Raw genomic sequence first — 18,592 nt, forward strand, 5'->3', positions numbered from 1 at the left:
CTCTTGGTCTTAATCAAAGTTCTCCGCCAAGAAGTCGATCAGTAAGCGGACTTTTGGTGAGAGATTTCGGTTTTGCGGGTAAAGTGCCCAGATCCCCTCTCGCTCATCACGATACTCTGAAAGCACCTCGACTAACTCTCCGGCCTCTAGCGCTTCTTTCACATAGTGGTCCGGTAGCTGTACTAATCCAAGCCCTCGCTTTGCTGCATCAAGCAGTGCGTAGCCCGAGTTACAATGAATTCTTCCTGAAACCCGTATCGATTTTTCACTTTTAGAATCTCGAAAGCGCCAGTAATCAACTGATCCGACAAGGCACTGATGATGGTTGAGTTCGGATAAAGTATGAGGCTCGCCGTACCTTTCTAGATAGCTTGGACTCGCACACACATACAACTGCCGACTCGATAATCGCTTGGCAATTAAGCTCGAATCCTGCAATTTCCCCAAACGAATCGCAACATCAACGCCTACTTCGATCAAATCAAGCTTTTGGTTGGTCAACATTAACTCTAAGTCGACTTGTGGATAGAGTTCTAAGAATTGGTGTAACAAAGGCGCGAGGTTTTGTTCACCAAAAGTGACGGGAGCGGTCACCTTTAGCAAACCTTTAGGTGTCGACTGCATTTGAGTGACTGCCAGTTCAGCCAATTCTATACCTTCGACGAGATGCTTACACTGCTGATAATAGAGTTGCCCAGCTTCCGTTACCGAGACTCTACGTGTGGTACGATTGAAGAGCTTAACGGCCAGTCTTTCTTCTAACAGGGCGACTTTACGGCTTATTTGCGCGACCGATGTATCGAGCTTCTTTGCTGCAGAGGTGAAAGATTGAGTTTCTGCGACTGCGACAAACTCACTCACTCCTTCCCAATTTGCCATAGTGATTTCTGTAATATTGTCTTGTTAAACTACAGTCATTATTGCAAACCTGTAACAGTAATACCACCTAGCAAATCGCCAAGTCTAGCGCGAATTGCAGTATAGAACTGTGCTAATATGTGCCTCTGTTCCAAACATCTCAATAACACAGCATGTCGAAACTCAAAATCTCTCTAGGCGCTGCCTTGGTCACTGTTGCCCTTGTTCTCGCTTGGGTTTTTATCCCTACCCATGTCAGGCTCAGTAGCGAAATTCTTAATCAACCCGTTGGCGAAGGGTTCAAGCTCATCGGTCACAAGGCAATCTCGACCAAGCCCGAAGATGGCAAACTGAATCACTTCTTTCTAATCGATGAAAACAGTTCGGTAAAAGATGCGACCCCGTTTCTGATTACTTCAGACCCTTTCATCAAAGTAAACCAAACGGATGAGAACAAGCTCTCAATCACGATTAATGGTCGTGTGAAGCAATTAGACAATGACCTTTGGGTTGAAAGAACGGATGGCACGGTTCAGCACTGGTTTATTTCAGCGCAGATCAATTACGTTCGCTAGAGTCTGTGGCCTAGTTTTCTAAACTAGAAATATGCTCACAAACAGGTAGAATCACGCCCAATTGATTTTACCTGTAGTGAATACTTTAATGCACCACCCAAACCAGCTTTTCACTCGTTTCGATAGTGATATCCAATCGTATCCACTACCCGAGAAGTTTACCTTTCCTTTTTACTACCAGCCTCACCCACTGTGTGTCCTAGCTGCGCAGCAGCTGCAACGCCACCTTACAGTGCAACAAGCTTGGCATCATGATTTTGGTATTGATGGTAACCCAGATGGCACAGGTAAGATGTTCGGTGTGCTTCTTGTTCAGTCTCCCGAAGGTGATATAGGCTATTTCTCTGCGTTCTCTGGCAAAATCGCCGATCAAAACTTATTGCCCGGTTTTGTTCCACCTGTGTTTGATATGTTAGCGGAAGAGAGCTTCTTTCGTTCCGATCTCGCTGAGATTACTCAGCTCAATCAAGCAGTTAAAACAGAACAATCCAATCCAGAACTTTTGCAGCTTAAAGAGGCATTAAGTCAGCTGGAACAAGGTTATGCAGAGGCAGAGCAAGAGCAACGTGACGCGATTATTAAAGGGCGCGCTAAGCGAAAAGAACAGAGAAAACAAGGCGAAGCCAACCTCGACTCTAGACAACTTGATGCCCTACTCGTTGAATTGAGTAAAGAAAGCGTGGCTGAGAAAAACGTCCTGAAGTACTTAAAGTTAGAGTGGGAAGAGAAAATCGCTGGCGTCAGCTCAAAACTAAATGAACTGACAACGTCACTCAACGCCTTAAAAGAAAAACGTAAACAACTCTCTAATGCTTTGCAGAACAAGCTTTTTGAACAATACCGTTTCTTAAACATTCGCGCTGAAGAGCGGTCTCTAAAATCAATCTTTGCACCCACCACCTCTCCTGTTCCACCAGCAGGAGCAGGTGAATGTGCAGCGCCCAAGCTACTCCACTACGCCTTTAAGCATGGCTTTAAGCCGCTTGCACTGGCTGAGTTTTGGTGGGGCGTATCACCCAAATCTGAAATTCGTCAGCACACTAAGTTCTATCCTTCGTGTAACAGTAAATGCCAGCCGATCCTTGGGCATATGCTTGAAGGCATGTTGGTTGACGACAATCCACTTGAAGAAAATTGGGCGGAAGATAAAGAGCTAGAGATCTTATTTGAAGATGACGCGATGGTTATCGTCAATAAGCCATCTGGGTTGCTATCTGTGCCGGGAAAAACCATCACAGATTCGGCTTACACCCGACTTCAACAGCGTTACCCTGATGCCGAAGGGCCTTTCGTCATCCATAGACTTGATATGGCAACATCTGGTTTATTGGTGTTTGCCTTAACCAAGCGTGCCAATAAGAGCCTGCAAAAGCAGTTTATTTCTCGCAGCGTGCAAAAGCGTTACGTTGCACTACTTGAGGGTAAAGTCTCTGAATCTCGCGGTGAAATAAATCTGCCAATGCGTGGAGACCCGGTCGATCGCCCTCGCCAATTGGTCTGTTTTGAGCACGGAAAGCCCGCGCAAACCTACTGGGAAGAAATTTCTACAATAAATGGTAGAAGCAAACTCTACATGTACCCTAAAACCGGTCGTACTCATCAACTCCGAGTACATTGTGCTCACCACTTAGGGCTTAACCTTCCTATGGTTGGCGACACCTTGTATGGCGAAAAAGCAGACCGACTACATTTACATGCCGAGCGATTGGAGCTAGAACACCCTTACTCGAAACAACCTATGACCTTCCAAGCACCTGAGGGCTTCTAAACTTTCGTTTATTCATATCATCAACCTTTCGTTGGTGATATGAATCAACGCCTAACGTCTAGTCCCTTAACTCTGTGCCAGCCGCTATCGCGTCCCACCAGTCATGTAATTCGTACGCGGTTCATTGATTGAGTTTTAAACAATATCAATACATAACATAGCTCTAGCCAGTGATTTAATTTATAGTACGATAGGCTATATAAAAGGAGTAAGTATGTTATTCAGACCAGCTCAATTAGGTGATGTCGCGCAATTAGTCGCTCTACAAAAGCAATGTCATATTGATTCACTGACAGAGAAAGACAAGAAAGATGGATTCCTAAATACGATGTTGACTGCTGAGCAACTCACTCAAATCATCGAGTCAGAACAAGGAATCTTTGTCGCCGAACATGAAGAGACCATTATTGGGTTAGCCGTTTGTGCTTCTTGGCAGTTTTGGCGCTGCTCACCTGTACTAACTGAACTGTCGCATGACTTACAGAGCATCACATTTAACAACGAAAGGTTATCTGCAGAGAATTCATTCTTTTGGGGGCCTGTTTGTATCAACAGCAATAACCGAGGACGTAGTGAATTCGAAAGCCTCTATCAATATGCATTAAGCAACGTTAGCTCTAAGTATCATTTTGTTTATACCTATGTACATCAAGAGAACACCCGCTCGTTTAATGCACATCTACACAAAGCGAAGCTAACCTTTACCAAAAATATCAATCTCTCTGGTCAAACGTTTAAAGAATTGGTTGGAGAAACGAGACAGGTTTAGTTTTGACTCATATTCCTGTGAGGCACGCTTAAATTTTAAGTCGCAACGCTTCTACCTAATCATTCAATCATGTTAGACAAATCAATTGGCGAACGAGCGACCAAAAGGAATGATAGCGATGTCCAAGTTTAGCGCAGCGGTAAAGTGGCAACGAGGCCCAAGTGAAGCCTTCAACGACAACCAATATAGTCGCGCCCATACGTGGCACTTTGATGGAGGAATCACTGTTCCTGCTTCATCATCGCCCCATGTTATTCCGCTCCCTTTATCAGTAGAAGAAAACGTCGACCCAGAAGAAGCCTTTATTGCCTCCATTTCAAGTTGTCATATGCTGACCTTTCTTGGCATTGCTGCGAAACGCCGTTACATCATAGACAGCTATACCGATGAGGCCGTGGGCTTCCTTGAAGAAGACTCATCAGGTAGAAGTTCTGTCACACGAGTCATACTTCGCCCAAAGATAGAATTCAAAGGTGAAAAGCAACCCTCCTTGGAACAACTTGAAAAGCTACACCATTTGGCGCACCAACATTGCTTTATCGCGAACTCTGTCAAAACAGATATTACTACCGAAATTATTCAAATGGGCTACTAATGAAGAAACTATTTCTTATCGCAACCTTTGTCGGCTTCGGTATCTTTGTTGTAGTTGGTCAGCAGTCACAGCTTTTCGGTTCAAACAACCCTGATACCTTCCCTAAATTACCTTCACAACCAGATTTCACTGTGTCACATGAATTTGATGGCCAATGGATAGGCCGAAGAGTCGACGTGAGTGGCAACAATATGTGTTCAAAGACCACCATTACTGGAACCGTTGCTGAAGGATTTGCTCAGTTCATTTTGACTTACAATGGCACACCTTTAAAAGGTTGGATCGACTCGACTGAAGGTGGACTTGTACTCTACGCTACCAATAATCAGTGGGATTACCGTTTTACAGGCAAGGCGAGCGGTAACCGAATCTCCGGCGAGTGGCATTTGAAAAACGGCATCTGCAAAGGCAGTTGGTATCTGGAAAAACAAAGCTAATTGTCGTCCCTCTCTTCATGCTACACTCTGCTGCAACTATAGGGTACTCCCCCTGATTTAATCTAGATTCAGAGTGTAAGCATGTCTTTCTCGAAACTCGGCTTAAGCCAACCTATCACTGATGCTATTTCTCAACTTGGCTATCAAAAACCCACTAATATCCAAACTAAAGCGATTCCTGTCATTCTCCGCGGAGAAGATCTCATCGCCGCTGCACAAACAGGTACAGGTAAAACCGCGAGCTTTGTGTTACCTATTCTGGAAAAACTTAGCCAAGGTGAAACACAACGCAAAAAGCGCATTCGAGCTCTCATTCTGACCCCGACTCGCGAACTAGCGGTTCAGGTTGAACAGAAGATTCAAGATTACAGTCAGCACCTGCCTCTGACCTCTCTCGCCATGTATGGTGGTGTTGACGAACAAGCCCAGAAACAAGCGTTAATCGAAGGTGTCGATATTCTCGTTGCTACACCGGGTCGTCTGATTGATATGTACGGCAAGCGCGCGGTACATTTTGAAGAAGTCGAAGTCTTGGTGCTTGATGAAGCCGACCGCATGCTGGATATGGGCTTTATTGATGACATCAACAAAATCCTTGATCGCTTACCAGCAGATATTCAGAACCTTCTGTTCTCTGCCACACTTTCAAACAAGGTTCGAGACCTAGCGAAAACCGCCGTTCATGATCCTTACGAAATCTCAATTGCAGCAAACCAAGCGTCGAAGAAGAACATCGAGCAATGGCTGATTACCGTTGATAAAGACAAGAAATCTGCCCTATTGAGTCACCTAATCAATGAGAATGATTGGGACCAAGCGCTGATATTTATTGAAACAAAACATGGCGCTGCTAAGCTCGCTACTCAACTCGAAAAACGTGGCATTATCGCCGAAGCATTCCACAGTGGTCGTAGCCAAGCAGTTCGCTCAAAACTGTTGGAAGATTTCAAAGCAGGTAAGATTAAGTACATGATCGCAACAGGGGTTGGCGCTCGCGGTATCGACATTGAAGGTTTAACGCGTGTGATTAACTATGATCTGCCGTTTCCTGCCGATGAGTATGTACACCGAATCGGGCGTACTGGTCGCGCAGATGCTCAAGGTGAAGCGATTTCTTTCGTATCCAAAGACAACTTCAAAAACCTTTGCATGATCGAATCTCGCTTGGGCCATCTCATTGAACGCCGTGAAGTTGAAGGATTCGCCCCACGAAAACCTGTACCTATTTCAATTTTGAATTATGTACCTAAGCACAAGCGTCAGCAAAAGGAAGATTAAATGGCTGCCCCAACAAAAATCACCTTCTTCGAGTTTCTGACTCCATTAGTCGCCTCCGGTAAGAAGACCATTACGATTCGCGATGAATCAGAGTCTCACTACGTACCAGGCACCACGGTTGAAGTTTTCACCCTAGAGACCGATGAAAAAGTGTGTGAGGTGAAAATCTTGTCTGTGAAACCGCTGCACTTTGATGATATTAACCAGTTTCATGCGCAGCAAGAGTACATTGAACTGCCTAAGCTGAAAAAGTTAATTCGAGATATCTACCCTAACACGGACACATTGTTCGAAATTAGCTACGAGCTAGTTTAAACCAAATGCCCGCAGACACTTTCTGCGTCTGCGGGCGTATAAAAACTTGATCTTTCTTCCAAATTCATCACTTCTCCTACTTTTTTTTGATATGCAGCTAAACTGATATATAGGCAAAATATTCAATTGAATCAATAACCTTATATTGTGTGTGGTATCAATGTCAGTTTCTTCTCTACATAGATTTCAATATTTACCCATAGTAGCGCTCGCCATTTCAATGATTGTGGGTGGCTACTTTTTCCATAATACGCTAGCCGATTGGACTAAGCGTATTGTAAGCGGATACATGTCTAGCTTACTCGATGATGTGGCACACCAAATACACGAAAAGAAACTCGATCTCTATGATATGGAACAACCTGAGATTGACGTCTTTATCGATAACCTATCCCAATCACGCTTTGGACAACGCTTTACCATCATACATAGCAGCGGTAAGGTACTTGGCGACTCGCAGCTTTCAAATCGAGAGATTAACGCACTGGATGACCATAGTAATCGTCCAGAAATTGCTGAAGCACTGAGTGGCGGAGTGGGTATATCAAAGCGGTACAGCGAATCTATCAACCAAGATTTACTCTATGTCGCCAAAACTCTAGAGCTTCCGCCCGATGAGCATGGGCATGACACGAAATATGTCATCCGCCTCGCCATGCCGCTTACCGCGCTTAACGCAATGACACTGGACCTAGAGTTAATTGTCGATGCCTTAATGGCCGCTTCCTTTATCGTACTCATCACCTCTTCTTGGTTTAGTCATCGAAGAATTTTTGCCGTGGTCAACCACGAGCGTCAACAACAGGAAATGCGGATTGCAAAGAGTACCCGTGAGATTGAATTGTTGCACCAACTCGCCAATATGCTTGCAGCATGTAATAGCATTAAAGAAGCGCAAGTTGTTGTAGCAGATATCATCCCTAGGCTACTCGGCGATATTAATGGCAGCGTGTCAATCATGCGCGAGTCACGTAACCAACTCGAAGTGAAACTGGACTGGGGTGGTGAATGGCCAGCGAGTAAAGTCTATGCACCAAATGATTGCTGGGCACTTAGAAAAGGTAAGTTTCATCTATCTCATGAAAAGCATCACAACTTAGTCTGCAGTCATATGAATGGCTTGGATGAAGATGGAACAACACTATGCATACCTCTTACCGCGCATGGTAATACGGTTGGTATGTTCCACCTCTATTTCGGTGTTCAATCTGAGCAAGTCAGCGAAGAGACCAAACAATTAGCCTTTACGCTCGCTGAGCACCTTGGCTTGGCATTAGCAAACTTAAGCTTGCAGGAGAAGTTGCGCTCGCAAGCGATGCGAGATCCACTTACTGGCTTGTTCAATCGACGCTACTTTGAAGAAGTTTTTGACAAAGAATGGTCCAAAGCGGAACAAGATCATGCTGAACTATCACTGCTGATGCTCGACCTTGATCATTTTAAACGCTTTAACGATAACTTTGGTCACGATGCGGGAGATTACGTACTAAAAGAGGTATCAGCCCTGCTCAATCGTTCTATCGAAGAGAATCAGGTTGCTTGTCGACTTGGCGGTGAAGAGCTTGCGATTATTTGTCCTGAGACGGGCAAAGACGAAGCGCTTAAACTGGCTAATCTTATCGTCGAAGCGGTGCGAGAACTGCACTTGGACATGAAAGGTCTCTCATTAGGGCAGCTCGGCGTTTCCATCGGTGTGACCACATTCCCAGAGCTAAATGCATCCACCACCGACTTGGTCAAAGCAGCTGATACCGCGCTTTATCAGGCTAAGGAGCAAGGACGTAGCCAGGCTATCCATACTCATACCAATGTTGAGAAAGCGCCTACTGCAACCATCACAGATATTCTTCCTCTCCAACCCTAACCACTCATTCATCACTCATAATCTGTTAGTTCAGATTATGAGTGATGCTTTATCGGTTTATTTATCACGCTAGCCCACATCAAAAAGTGCAGATTTAATTTGCCGCCGACACCCACTAGACGACTGGTCTAATTTCATTTATAGTTCAGACCATGAACGAAAAAACGAACGATACTCGCCAACATATACTTGATGTGGGCTACGAATTAGTGGTGTCCAAAGGCTTTACGGCTGTTGGTTTGTCGCAACTATTAAAAGCCGCGGATGTACCCAAAGGCTCTTTTTATCACTACTTTAAGTCTAAGGAACAATTTGGCGAAGCCTTAATCGAAGATTACTTCAGAACCTATCTTGCGCGACTTAACGCATTTTTTAACTCTGAAGAAGGTAATGCTAACGAACGATTGATGGGTTATTTCTCACGCTGGCTTGAAGTGGAAAACGGCGTATGTAATGCCAATCGCTGTTTAGTCGTAAAGCTCAGTGCTGAGGTTTCGGATTTGTCTGAGACTATGCGCGTCGCTTTAGCAACGGGCGCAGAGCGAATCATTGAATCGATCGCTCAATGCATTCAAACCGGTATTAAAGATGGCTCGATATCAGCGGTAAATCCTCACGCGACGGCTACGCAGCTATATCAACAGTGGCTTGGCGCAAGTTTACTTAACAAGCTGGTTCAAGATCATACTCATCTTGAGCACAGCCTAGAAACAACCAAAGTGCTACTAAACTCTTAATTGCACAATTCCCGTAGTTGAAATGTCCTACGGGAATTTTTTGAAACAACAACTAGACGACTGGTCTAATAATGGAAAATCACTTAATGACTAATCACGTAAACCGACGTATTGTACTCGCCTCTCGCCCTACAGGTGCCCCTGTAGCAGAAAACTTCCGCCTAGAAGAGTCAGAGAAGCCACAACCACAGCCAGGCGAAATGTTACTTCGTAGCGTCTATCTATCTCTGGACCCTTATATGCGTGGTCGTATGAGCGATGCTAAATCCTACGCTGATCCTGTTGCCCTAGATGAAGTGATGGTAGGAGGAACCGTTTGCCAAGTTGAAGCTTCAAATCATCCAGATTACGAAGTTGGTGAATGGGTATTAGCCTTTACTGGTTGGCAAGACTACGGTATTTCAGACGGTGAAGGGCTGATTAAAATGGGCAAGAATCCGACTCACCCATCTTATGCGCTTGGCGTAATGGGGATGCCTGGTTTTACCGCTTACATGGGACTGCTTGATATTGGCCAACCTAAAGCCGGAGATACTCTTGTTGTCGCTGCGGCAACCGGGGCTGTAGGCTCTATGGTTGGTCAAATTGGTAAGCTAAAAGGCTGCCACGTTATCGGTGTGGCCGGCGGTGAAGAAAAGTGCCGTTACGCAGTCGAAAAGTTGGGTTTTGATCTTTGTCTCGATCACAAAGCAAATGACTTTGAGCAGCAATTAGCAGCAGCGTGTGATCAAGGTATCGATATCTATTTTGAGAACGTGGGTGGCAAGGTGTTCGACGCTGTTATGCCTTTACTAAACACTGGTGCTCGTGTTCCTCTATGTGGCCTTATCTCTCAGTACAACGCTACTTCTTTACCGGAAGGTCCAGACAGAATGTCGATGCTGATGGCTCAGCTTTTGATCAAACGAATCAAAATGCAGGGATTCATTATTTTTGACGATTATGGGCACCGCTACGGAGAGTTTGCATCAGATATGGGCCAATGGCTTGCCGAAGGAAAAATTCATTACCGTGAGCACCTCGTAGAAGGCTTTGATAAGGCTCCTGAAGCATTTATCGGCCTATTAGAAGGTAAGAATTTTGGCAAACTGGTTATCAAGACCAACGACGCACTATAAGGAACTAGCATGATTAAGTTACACCATTTAAATCAATCTCGTTCCAAGCGTATTATCTGGTTGCTTGAAGAGCTCGGCGTAGACTATGAGATCGTTCCTTATCGTCGTGATAGTGTGACATTTCTAGCTCCGCCAGAGCTAAAGTCTATTCACCCACTAGGGAAGTCTCCAGTTATTGAAGAAGCCGGGAGAGTGATCACTGAGTCGGGTGCTATTACAGAGTATCTGATTGATAAATACGCCTCGGATACACTGGCACCTGCAAAAGGGACCGACGACCACTTAGATTATTTACAGTGGCTTCACTTTGCTGAGAGCTCCGCAGCTCTGCCGCTGTTACTAAAAGTGTTCGTTGAAAAAGATGGCGCTGCAATGAACTTTTTGCCTGACTATGCGGCAATCGAGCTAGATAAAGTGATGAGTTATGTTGATCAACGACTTGAAGGTAAGCGTTACCTAGTCGCTGACAAACTCACTGGTGCCGATATTATGATGTCTTTCATCGTCGATATTCTCACCAACTTTGGTTTGCTAGAGCGTTATTCCAATATCACTCGCTATGCAGAGCAACTCGCTAGCCATGAAACATGGCAAAAAGCGCAGCAACTAGAAATCAAGTTCTCATAACCTGTTCGCTTTCAAGCTGCCAAACTCAGTTTGGCAGCCTACTTACCTAGCCTTTATGTTCTATTTATACTCTTGGCATCCCACAAGATAGAAATTATCTATCGATAACATAGCTACAATCAGTTTTATATCTAAGCTCCTGCCTACTATTCTCTGTCGTAGATAAACGGTCCTGCAAGACTTGTTAAACATGAACAATTCGACTGTCACCGACAAAACAAGAATCAACCAGACAGCCGAAAGTACGCGACACTAAGGAGCAAAATCATGGAACATAAAAATGGTAACAATGGTGGTCAATGCCCAGTAATGCACGGCGGAGCAACCTCTTCAAATTCATCCAATGTCGCTTGGTGGCCAAATGCGCTTAACCTCGACATCCTTCATCAACACGACCAAAAAACTAACCCATTGGGCGCTGATTTTAACTATCGAGAGCAACTAAAAAAGCTCGATGTAGACGCCCTTAAAAACGATTTAAAAGCATTGATGACGGACAGCCAAGATTGGTGGCCAGCAGACTGGGGACACTATGGCGGTTTGATGATTCGTATGGCATGGCACTCTGCAGGTACGTATCGTATTGGCGATGGTCGCGGCGGCGCGGATACAGGTAACCAGCGTTTTGCTCCTCTTAACTCTTGGCCAGATAACGGTAACCTTGATAAAGCCCGCCGCCTACTTTGGCCAATCAAACAAAAATATGGCAACAAAATCAGCTGGGCTGATCTTATGATTCTTGCGGGTAATATGGCCTATGAATCAATGGGATTAGAGACATTTGGTTTTGCCTTCGGCCGTGAAGATATCTGGCATCCAGAAAAGGACATCTACTGGGGTGCAGAGCAAGAGTGGCTAGCCACCAGTGATTCAGATAACAGTCGTTATTCTGGTGAACGCGATCTAGAGAATCCACTTGCCGCAGTGATGATGGGGCTAATCTACGTCAACCCTGAAGGTGTCGACGGCAACCCAGATCCACTTACAACAGCTCAAGACATGCGCGTTACCTTTGCACGTATGGGAATGAATGATGAAGAAACCGTTGCCCTTACAGCGGGTGGACATACAGTCGGTAAAGCACACGGTAACGGCGATGCGTCAAAACTAGGAGCGGAGCCTGAGCGTGCAGAACTAGAAGAACAAGGCTTAGGTTGGAACAACCACACTTCTCGCGGCGTTGGTCGCGATACGGTGACAAGCGGTATCGAAGGTGCTTGGACAACCAATCCTACACAATGGGACAATGGCTACTTCCACTTGCTACTGAATTACGATTGGTGGCTACAAAAGAGCCCTGCAGGCGCTTGGCAATGGGAACCAACCCATATTGAAGAGCACGATAAGCCTGTCGATGTAGAAGATCCGAGTATTCGTCATAACCCAATCATGACTGACGCGGACATGGCTCTACGATTTGACCCTGACTATCGTAAAATCTCCGAGCGTTTCCACAACGATCCAGAGTACTTCTCACAAACCTTTGCCCGTGCATGGTTCAAGTTGACTCACCGCGATATGGGACCAAAATCTCGCTACTTTGGCCCAGACGTTCCGGCTGAAGAGTTAATCTGGCAAGACCCTGTTCCAGTAGGAAAAAGTGACTATGACGTTGCGGCAGTAAAAGCCAAAATCGCTCAAAGTGGCTTAAGCATTAGTGAGATGGTCTCTACGGCATGGGATAGCGCACGCACTTTCCGTAATTCCGATAAACGCGGCGGGGCTAACGGCGCACGTATTCGCCTCGCACCTCAAAACCAATGGCAAGGCAACGAGCCTGAGAAATTGGCGAAAGTGTTACCGATAGTCGAAGGCATTGCGAACGAGTTCGGTATTAGCGTTGCAGATACTATTGTTTTAGCTGGCAATGTCGGGATTGAGCAAGCAGCTAAAGCTGGTGGCATAGATATTTCGGTTCCTTTCGCTGCGGGTCGTGGCGACGCAACAGCAGAACAAACCGATGTCGAATCATTTGAGGTTCTTGAACCGGTTGCTGACGGCTTCAGAAACTGGCAGAAGAAACACTACGCTGTCAGCCCAGAAGAACTGATGCTAGACCATGCTCAATTGCTGGGTCTAACCGCACCTGAAATGACTGTACTAATCGGTGGTATGCGAGTACTCGGTACAAACCATTCAGGCACTCAACATGGTGTGTTCACCGACAAGGTTGGAACACTCACAAACGACTTCTTCGTCAACTTAACGGATATGCGTTATACGTGGAAACCAACTGGTCGCAACTCGTACTCAATCATTGAACGTGCAAGCGGCGAAGAAAAGTGGACTGCAACTCGCGTTGACTTGGTATTTGGTTCGAACTCCATCCTGCGAGCTTACGCTGAGGTTTACGCACAAGACGATAACAAAGAGAAGTTTGTTCAAGACTTTATCAAAGTCTGGACTAAGGTCATGAACGCAGACCGTTTCGATTTAAAACAGTAACTTGAATCGCCTCCACTCTCTTCAGCGAGTAGTGGAGGCATAAACGAACTATTGAAAGCGGCTAATCGCTTGGAAAAATCGCCCAAGTTGCACTAGTTTTAATAGTGTAACCACAATTACGAAATGAGGCGCATATAACGCCTCAATGTTCAATACAACAAGTGTTACAGTGAGGAGAGTTGGTTATGAAAGGCTTCGATTTCTTTAAGTTGTTTGATACCAAAGAACTATTCATCTATTACTGATGTTTCGCTACCGCTTTCATCAGTACCGACGTATCCATACGCCCGAAGCCTTCTTGCTGCAGTTCGGCGTATTGTTCGTCCACCTTTTTAGTTAGAGGTAGATCTAACCCAACGCGCTCTGCTTCTTTAAGACAGAAGCCCAAGTCTTTACGCATCCAATCAATCGCAAAACCAAAATCAAACTTATCTTGTGACATTGTCACGGCGCGATTTTCCATCTGCCACGAGCCTGCTGCACCATGCTTTAATGTTTCAACAACTTGCTCGATATCTAAGCCTGACTTCTGAGCAAGTAACAGCGCTTCACTTAAACCTTGCAAGATGCCACCGATACAAATCTGGTTAACCATTTTACAGCGCTGGCCTTGACCATTTTCACCCAGCAAGGTCATCTGTTTGGCATAAACATCCATGACTGGTGCAACTTGATCAAATATCGCCTGTTCACCACCACACATGATGGTTAACACACCATTTTCAGCCCCTGCTTGACCGCCCGACACTGGCGCATCAATAAAGTGATTGCCATTGGTTTGAGCCGCTTTGGCAAGTTCCACCGCTAACTCAGCGGACGTCGTAGTATGGTCAACTAATACAGCGCCTTGCTTTAGCCCTGCAAATACACCACCTTCACCGTAGATAACACTGCGCACGTCATCATCGTTACCCACGCAGACGAATACAATGTCACAATCCTGAGCGGCTTGTTTTGGCGTCTCACACGCAATACCTTGGTATTCATTAGCCCATTGCTCTGCTTTGGTTTTAGTACGATTGAATACCTTAGTGTCATAGCCTGCCTTACTTAAAAACCCAGCCATTGGATAGCCCATCACACCTAAACCAATAAAGGCTACTTTCTGCTGACTCATCCCTATCTCCTTTTGAATTTTATAGTTAGGGAGACAGTCTACTAAACTAAGCCGCTAAGTTTTACCACTAATCTAAGTTTGTCTCGAACAACATGGGTTTGTCGCAAGCAATATGAATCTAAAAATCCAAATTAACCAAACCAAATGTTAGCTCTGCATTAATTTTATAAATTAGATCCCTACATAGCGTGAGCACTATTCCGCGTTGACATTTCTTCACTACACATAGGAAACAGCCAAAATATCATCCCCATGAATACAAATAACGAGAAAACCCTATGAAAAAAATAACATCAATATTCGCTGCCACAGCTGCACTCTGTATTCCTCAAGTTGCCAGTGCCGAGGCAATACTTCATGCATTCAATTGGAAATACTCCGATGTCACTCAGAATGCACAACAAATTGCTGCCAACGGTTATAAGAAAGTGTTGATTTCACCAGCAATGAAGTCAAGTGGGACTCAATGGTGGGCACGCTATCAACCACAAGACCTACGTGTTATCGACTCACCGTTGGGGAACAAACAAGACCTAGAGGCGATGATTGCGGCTCTTAAAGCGCAAGGGGTTGATGTCTATGCTGACGTCGTTCTGAATCACATGGCGAATGAATCTTGGAAACGCAACGACCTCAATTACCCTGGTACCGACGTATTAAATGACTACTCGTCTCGCGCTAGTTATTACGCAAATCAAAAACTGTTTGGTGATTTGAGCCAAAACCTGTTTTCAGCATCAGACTTTCACCCTGCAGGATGTATCACCAACTGGAATGATCCAGGTCACGTTCAGTACTGGCGACTATGTGGCGCGGATGGTGATACAGGTCTACCAGATTTAGATCCGAACAACTGGGTTGTATCACAACAAAAAAGTTACCTTAAAGCGCTAAAGTCGATGGGTATCAAAGGCTTCCGTATTGATGCGGTTAAACATATGAGCCAATATCAAATCGATCAAATTTTCTCTTCTGACATTACATCCGGAATGCATGTGTTTGGTGAGGTGATTACTAGCGGCGGCAAAGGTGATTCCGGTTACGAAGCATTCTTAGCCCCATACCTTAACAACACTAATCACGCTGCATACGATTTCCCACTATTTGCTTCTATTCGAGGTGCCTTCTCTTTTGGTGGTGGGCTAAACCAACTGCATGATCCGCAGGCATATGGTCAAGCGTTAGAAGATGCACGCGCGATTACCTTTACTATCACCCACGATATCCCGACAAATGATGGTTTCCGTTACCAAATTATGGACCCTACCGACGAGAAACTCGCTTATGCCTACATTCTAGGCAAAGATGGGGGAACGCCTCTGATCTACAGTGATGAACTACCTGACAGCGAAGATAAAGATAATGGTCGCTGGGCAGATGTTTGGAAAAATTCTACCATGATCAACATGCTCAAATTCCACAATGCGATGCAAGGTAAATCAATGACCATGCTACACAGTGATCAATGTACCTTGCTGTTCAAGCGTGGCAAAGAGGGAGTTGTCGGAATCAATAAATGTGGTGAAAGTAAAGCAATCACTGTTGATACCTATCAGCATGAGTTTAACTGGCACGTTGCGTATAAAGATGTCTTAAGCTCAGATACAACAACCGTTAACTCACGTTACCACCAATTTACTGTTCCCGCGCGCACCGCTAGGATGTGGAAGCTGTAGCAGTCCATCATCTCAAAGGCCTTAGCATCGCTTAGGCCTTTGAACTTAACCTCTAGACACCTAAGACTCACTATCCTAAACCTTGGCTTTTACTATAATTATTTTGTGTGCAAGAATGTCTGTGTCTGACCACACTGTTATGGATTAAGCCGTACCTATGAAATTTCAAGCTGCCATCTTTGATATGGATGGGCTATTACTCGACACTGAACGCGTTTGTATGCGTGTGTTTAAGCAAGCCTGTGAAAATGTCAATCTCCCTTTCTATGAAGACGTGTATCTATCAATCATCGGTAGAAACTCTGCGGGCATTGATCTGATTCTTCGCCAAGCATATGGTGACGATCTTGATAGGCTGCATGCAGAATGGCGCATAAATTACGATGCCATCGTCAAGCATCAGGCAATACCGGTAAAAGATGGTGTTGTTGAGCTATTAGAGTGGTTGAAAAGCAACAATGTTCCAACTGCAGTGGCGACCTCCACTCATCGTGAAGTCGCTACGATTAAACTCGAACTCGCTGGTTTGTCTAAGTATTTTGATAGTTTGACTTGCGGCTGTGAGGTCACACACGGTAAACCTGACCCAGAAATTTACCTGCTTGCAGCTGAGCGCCTAGATGTACAGCCAGAAAACTGCCTTGCATTTGAAGACTCCAATAATGGCGTTCGCAGTGCCGTCGCAGCTCATATGACCACTTTCCAAATCCCCGATCTTGTTGAGCCTTGCGAAGAAGTCACCGCATTGGGTCATCAAATCCAGCCTTCCTTAATTGATGTCCTTGCATATTTAAAAGCAGATCACTAATCGCTAAGCAGGCTTAGACCAACTAAGCCTGTTTGTTTTGTTTATTAGTAATTCCTTATATCCTTTCCCAATTTTCAATAACCAGTTGTTCTAATAAAAAATTCCTTAAGGGCTTTTTATCCGATTTATGTATCCCAATGTTTATTATTGCCGGATAACAATCTGAATAAGGAATAACAATGACAAACCAATACGTACCACCAAAAGTATGGAAAATGGATGACGAGAACGGCGGCCAATGGGCGAGTATCAACCGTCCTGATTCTGGTGCTCGTCATGAGAAAGCGTTACCTGTTGGTCAGCACCCTATCCAGCTCCACTCTATGGGTACTCCGAATGGTCAGAAAGTCACAATCATGCTCGAAGAGTTGCTTGCACTTGGCGTGACAGAGGCTGAGTACGATGCATACTTAATTAAGATTGGCGAGGGCGACCAGTTTGGCTCTGGCTTCGTAGAGGTAAACCCAAACTCAAAAATTCCTGCATTAGTTGACCAATCAGGCGATGCACCGATTAATGTGTTTGAGTCAGGCAATATCTTGCTTTATCTTGCAGAGAAATTCGGTCACTTCCTACCAAGTGAAGCTACTGCAAAAACTCAAGTCATGAACTGGTTGTTCTGGCTTCAGGGTTCTGCCCCATACCTTGGTGGTGGATTTGGTCACTTCTACGCCTACGCTCCGGAGAAGTTCGAGTACCCGATCAATCGCTTTGCCATGGAAGCAAAACGTCAATTAGATGTTCTTGATAAACAACTGGCAAACAACACCTTTATCGTTGGTGAAGAGTACAGTATCGCAGATATCGCAATCTGGCCTTGGTATGGCAACCTAGTGTTAGGTAAGACTTATGATGCCGCAGAATTCTTAGACGTTGATAGCTACAAAAACTTGAAACGTTGGGCGGAGCAAATTGAAGCCCGTGAAGCAGTGCAACGTGGTCGCATTGTTAACCGAGCTTGGGGCGAAGATTGGGAGCAAGTTCCTGAACGTCACAGTGCTGAAGATATTGATAAAGTGCTAGCACTGAAACCCTAGCCCTATTTAATACGGTCCTTAAAGCCCTGCTAGACATTTAGCAGGGCTTTTATTTTATAGATACCTAACTATTCAGTCCAAACCCTCACAATCGAAATCAACCACAAAACTAAGGGTTGATTCACCCAACTTAATTGATAATAATTATCATTACATTAAGTTGAGGTGCATATGGATAATCAACAGCTACTTTATAACGCATTCTACAAATCTCAGGATCGATTTCTTGATCGTTATACTCAGTGTGGGTTTGAACCTGATGTCATTCATGACTACATACATTGGGGTATGTTGTTGGCATCCCAATATGAGTCTGGAGCGAACAATGAAAACCCACTTCTGTGTGAGCTTTTCCTGCGCCAGCTCTATTTTCATCTGCTTGATGCAATTCAAGATCCAATACGCAGCCGAATTTTTCGTCGAGTCTGCCTAGACTCTATCCATACCCCATTGATGTGCCTAAAACGCTACTACTATCAATGGGAAGATGGTGACGTTCAGTTTTTACACCTAAAACAACAATTACAGCGCATACAAGCGCCATTAGACTAATTCAAAAGGACCCAAT

18 protein-coding genes are annotated in these 18,592 nt (G+C 44.9%); 16 read left to right on the forward strand and 2 right to left on the reverse strand.

Features of this window, described 5'->3' with window-relative positions; translation table 11 throughout:
* Positions 1 to 9: 9 nt before the first annotated feature.
* A complete protein-coding gene (locus AC5O63_RS01780) occupies positions 10 to 879 on the reverse strand; it encodes a LysR family transcriptional regulator (protein ID WP_494503684.1) in 870 nt (289 codons plus the stop codon).
* 152 nt (positions 880 to 1,031) lie between these two features.
* On the opposite strand from AC5O63_RS01780, the gene AC5O63_RS01785 reads away from it, so the two are divergent.
* The 12 genes from AC5O63_RS01785 (at position 1,032) to katG (ending at position 13,386) form a co-directional block, all read left to right on the forward strand.
* Complete coding sequence (locus AC5O63_RS01785; RefSeq protein WP_494503685.1) at positions 1,032 to 1,433, forward strand: hypothetical protein; 402 nt, start codon at positions 1,032 to 1,034, stop codon at positions 1,431 to 1,433.
* 88 nt (positions 1,434 to 1,521) lie between these two features.
* Positions 1,522 to 3,201, forward strand: coding sequence for an RluA family pseudouridine synthase (locus AC5O63_RS01790; RefSeq protein WP_494503686.1), 1,680 nt, complete (start codon positions 1,522 to 1,524; stop codon positions 3,199 to 3,201).
* A gap of 214 nt (positions 3,202 to 3,415) precedes the next feature.
* Positions 3,416 to 3,970: a GNAT family N-acetyltransferase gene (locus AC5O63_RS01795; RefSeq protein ID WP_494503687.1), complete on the forward strand. Its 555-nt coding sequence runs from the start codon at positions 3,416 to 3,418 to the stop codon at positions 3,968 to 3,970.
* Between the two features lie 118 nt (positions 3,971 to 4,088).
* Complete coding sequence (locus AC5O63_RS01800; protein ID WP_494503688.1) at positions 4,089 to 4,565, forward strand: OsmC family protein; 477 nt, start codon at positions 4,089 to 4,091, stop codon at positions 4,563 to 4,565.
* Entirely contained in the window at positions 4,565 to 5,002 is a 438-nt protein-coding gene (locus AC5O63_RS01805) for a hypothetical protein (protein ID WP_494503689.1), read from the forward strand. Before AC5O63_RS01800 ends, AC5O63_RS01805 begins: the two co-directional genes overlap by 1 nt.
* Positions 5,003 to 5,083: 81 nt before the next feature.
* Positions 5,084 to 6,280 (forward strand): DEAD/DEAH box helicase, encoded by a 1,197-nt coding sequence (locus tag AC5O63_RS01810; protein ID WP_494503690.1) that lies wholly within the window; start codon positions 5,084 to 5,086, stop codon positions 6,278 to 6,280.
* Positions 6,281 to 6,595, forward strand: coding sequence for a N(4)-acetylcytidine aminohydrolase (yqfB, locus tag AC5O63_RS01815; protein WP_494503691.1), 315 nt, complete (start codon positions 6,281 to 6,283; stop codon positions 6,593 to 6,595).
* Between the two features lie 160 nt (positions 6,596 to 6,755).
* On the forward strand, positions 6,756 to 8,459 hold the full coding sequence (locus AC5O63_RS01820; protein ID WP_494503692.1) for a diguanylate cyclase: 1,704 nt from the start codon (positions 6,756 to 6,758) through the stop codon (positions 8,457 to 8,459).
* A gap of 152 nt (positions 8,460 to 8,611) precedes the next feature.
* Positions 8,612 to 9,196 (forward strand): TetR/AcrR family transcriptional regulator, encoded by a 585-nt coding sequence (locus tag AC5O63_RS01825; RefSeq protein WP_494503693.1) that lies wholly within the window; start codon positions 8,612 to 8,614, stop codon positions 9,194 to 9,196.
* A gap of 86 nt (positions 9,197 to 9,282) precedes the next feature.
* Positions 9,283 to 10,314, forward strand: a complete 1,032-nt coding sequence (gene curA / locus AC5O63_RS01830; RefSeq protein WP_494503694.1) for an NADPH-dependent curcumin/dihydrocurcumin reductase — start codon at positions 9,283 to 9,285, stop codon at positions 10,312 to 10,314.
* Between the two features lie 9 nt (positions 10,315 to 10,323).
* Entirely contained in the window at positions 10,324 to 10,941 is a 618-nt protein-coding gene (locus AC5O63_RS01835) for a glutathione S-transferase family protein (protein WP_494503695.1), read from the forward strand.
* 267 nt (positions 10,942 to 11,208) lie between these two features.
* Entirely contained in the window at positions 11,209 to 13,386 is a 2,178-nt protein-coding gene (gene katG / locus AC5O63_RS01840) for a catalase/peroxidase HPI (RefSeq protein ID WP_494503696.1), read from the forward strand.
* Positions 13,387 to 13,624: 238 nt separating this feature from the next.
* On the opposite strand, the gene AC5O63_RS01845 is transcribed toward katG, so the two are convergent.
* Positions 13,625 to 14,503, reverse strand: coding sequence for an NAD(P)-dependent oxidoreductase (locus AC5O63_RS01845; RefSeq protein WP_494503697.1), 879 nt, complete (start codon positions 14,501 to 14,503; stop codon positions 13,625 to 13,627).
* Between the two features lie 278 nt (positions 14,504 to 14,781).
* On the opposite strand from AC5O63_RS01845, the gene AC5O63_RS01850 reads away from it, so the two are divergent.
* The 4 genes from AC5O63_RS01850 (at position 14,782) to AC5O63_RS01865 (ending at position 18,576) form a co-directional block, all read left to right on the forward strand.
* Positions 14,782 to 16,179 carry an alpha-amylase family protein gene (locus AC5O63_RS01850; RefSeq protein WP_494503698.1) on the forward strand — a complete coding sequence of 466 codons (1,398 nt, stop codon included), beginning with the start codon at positions 14,782 to 14,784 and terminating at the stop codon, positions 16,177 to 16,179.
* A 157-nt stretch (positions 16,180 to 16,336) separates the two neighbouring features.
* Positions 16,337 to 16,987, forward strand: a complete 651-nt coding sequence (locus AC5O63_RS01855) for an HAD family hydrolase (protein WP_494503699.1) — start codon at positions 16,337 to 16,339, stop codon at positions 16,985 to 16,987.
* 179 nt (positions 16,988 to 17,166) lie between these two features.
* The gene (gene yghU / locus AC5O63_RS01860) at positions 17,167 to 18,024 is read left to right on the forward strand and encodes a glutathione-dependent disulfide-bond oxidoreductase (protein ID WP_494503700.1); all 858 of its coding nucleotides are present in this window, start codon (positions 17,167 to 17,169) and stop codon (positions 18,022 to 18,024) included.
* A 171-nt stretch (positions 18,025 to 18,195) separates the two neighbouring features.
* On the forward strand, positions 18,196 to 18,576 hold the full coding sequence (locus AC5O63_RS01865) for a hypothetical protein (RefSeq protein WP_171320846.1): 381 nt from the start codon (positions 18,196 to 18,198) through the stop codon (positions 18,574 to 18,576).
* The last annotated feature ends 16 nt before the right edge of the window (positions 18,577 to 18,592 follow it).

This window comes from Vibrio sp. SCP2 (genome assembly GCF_059295395.1).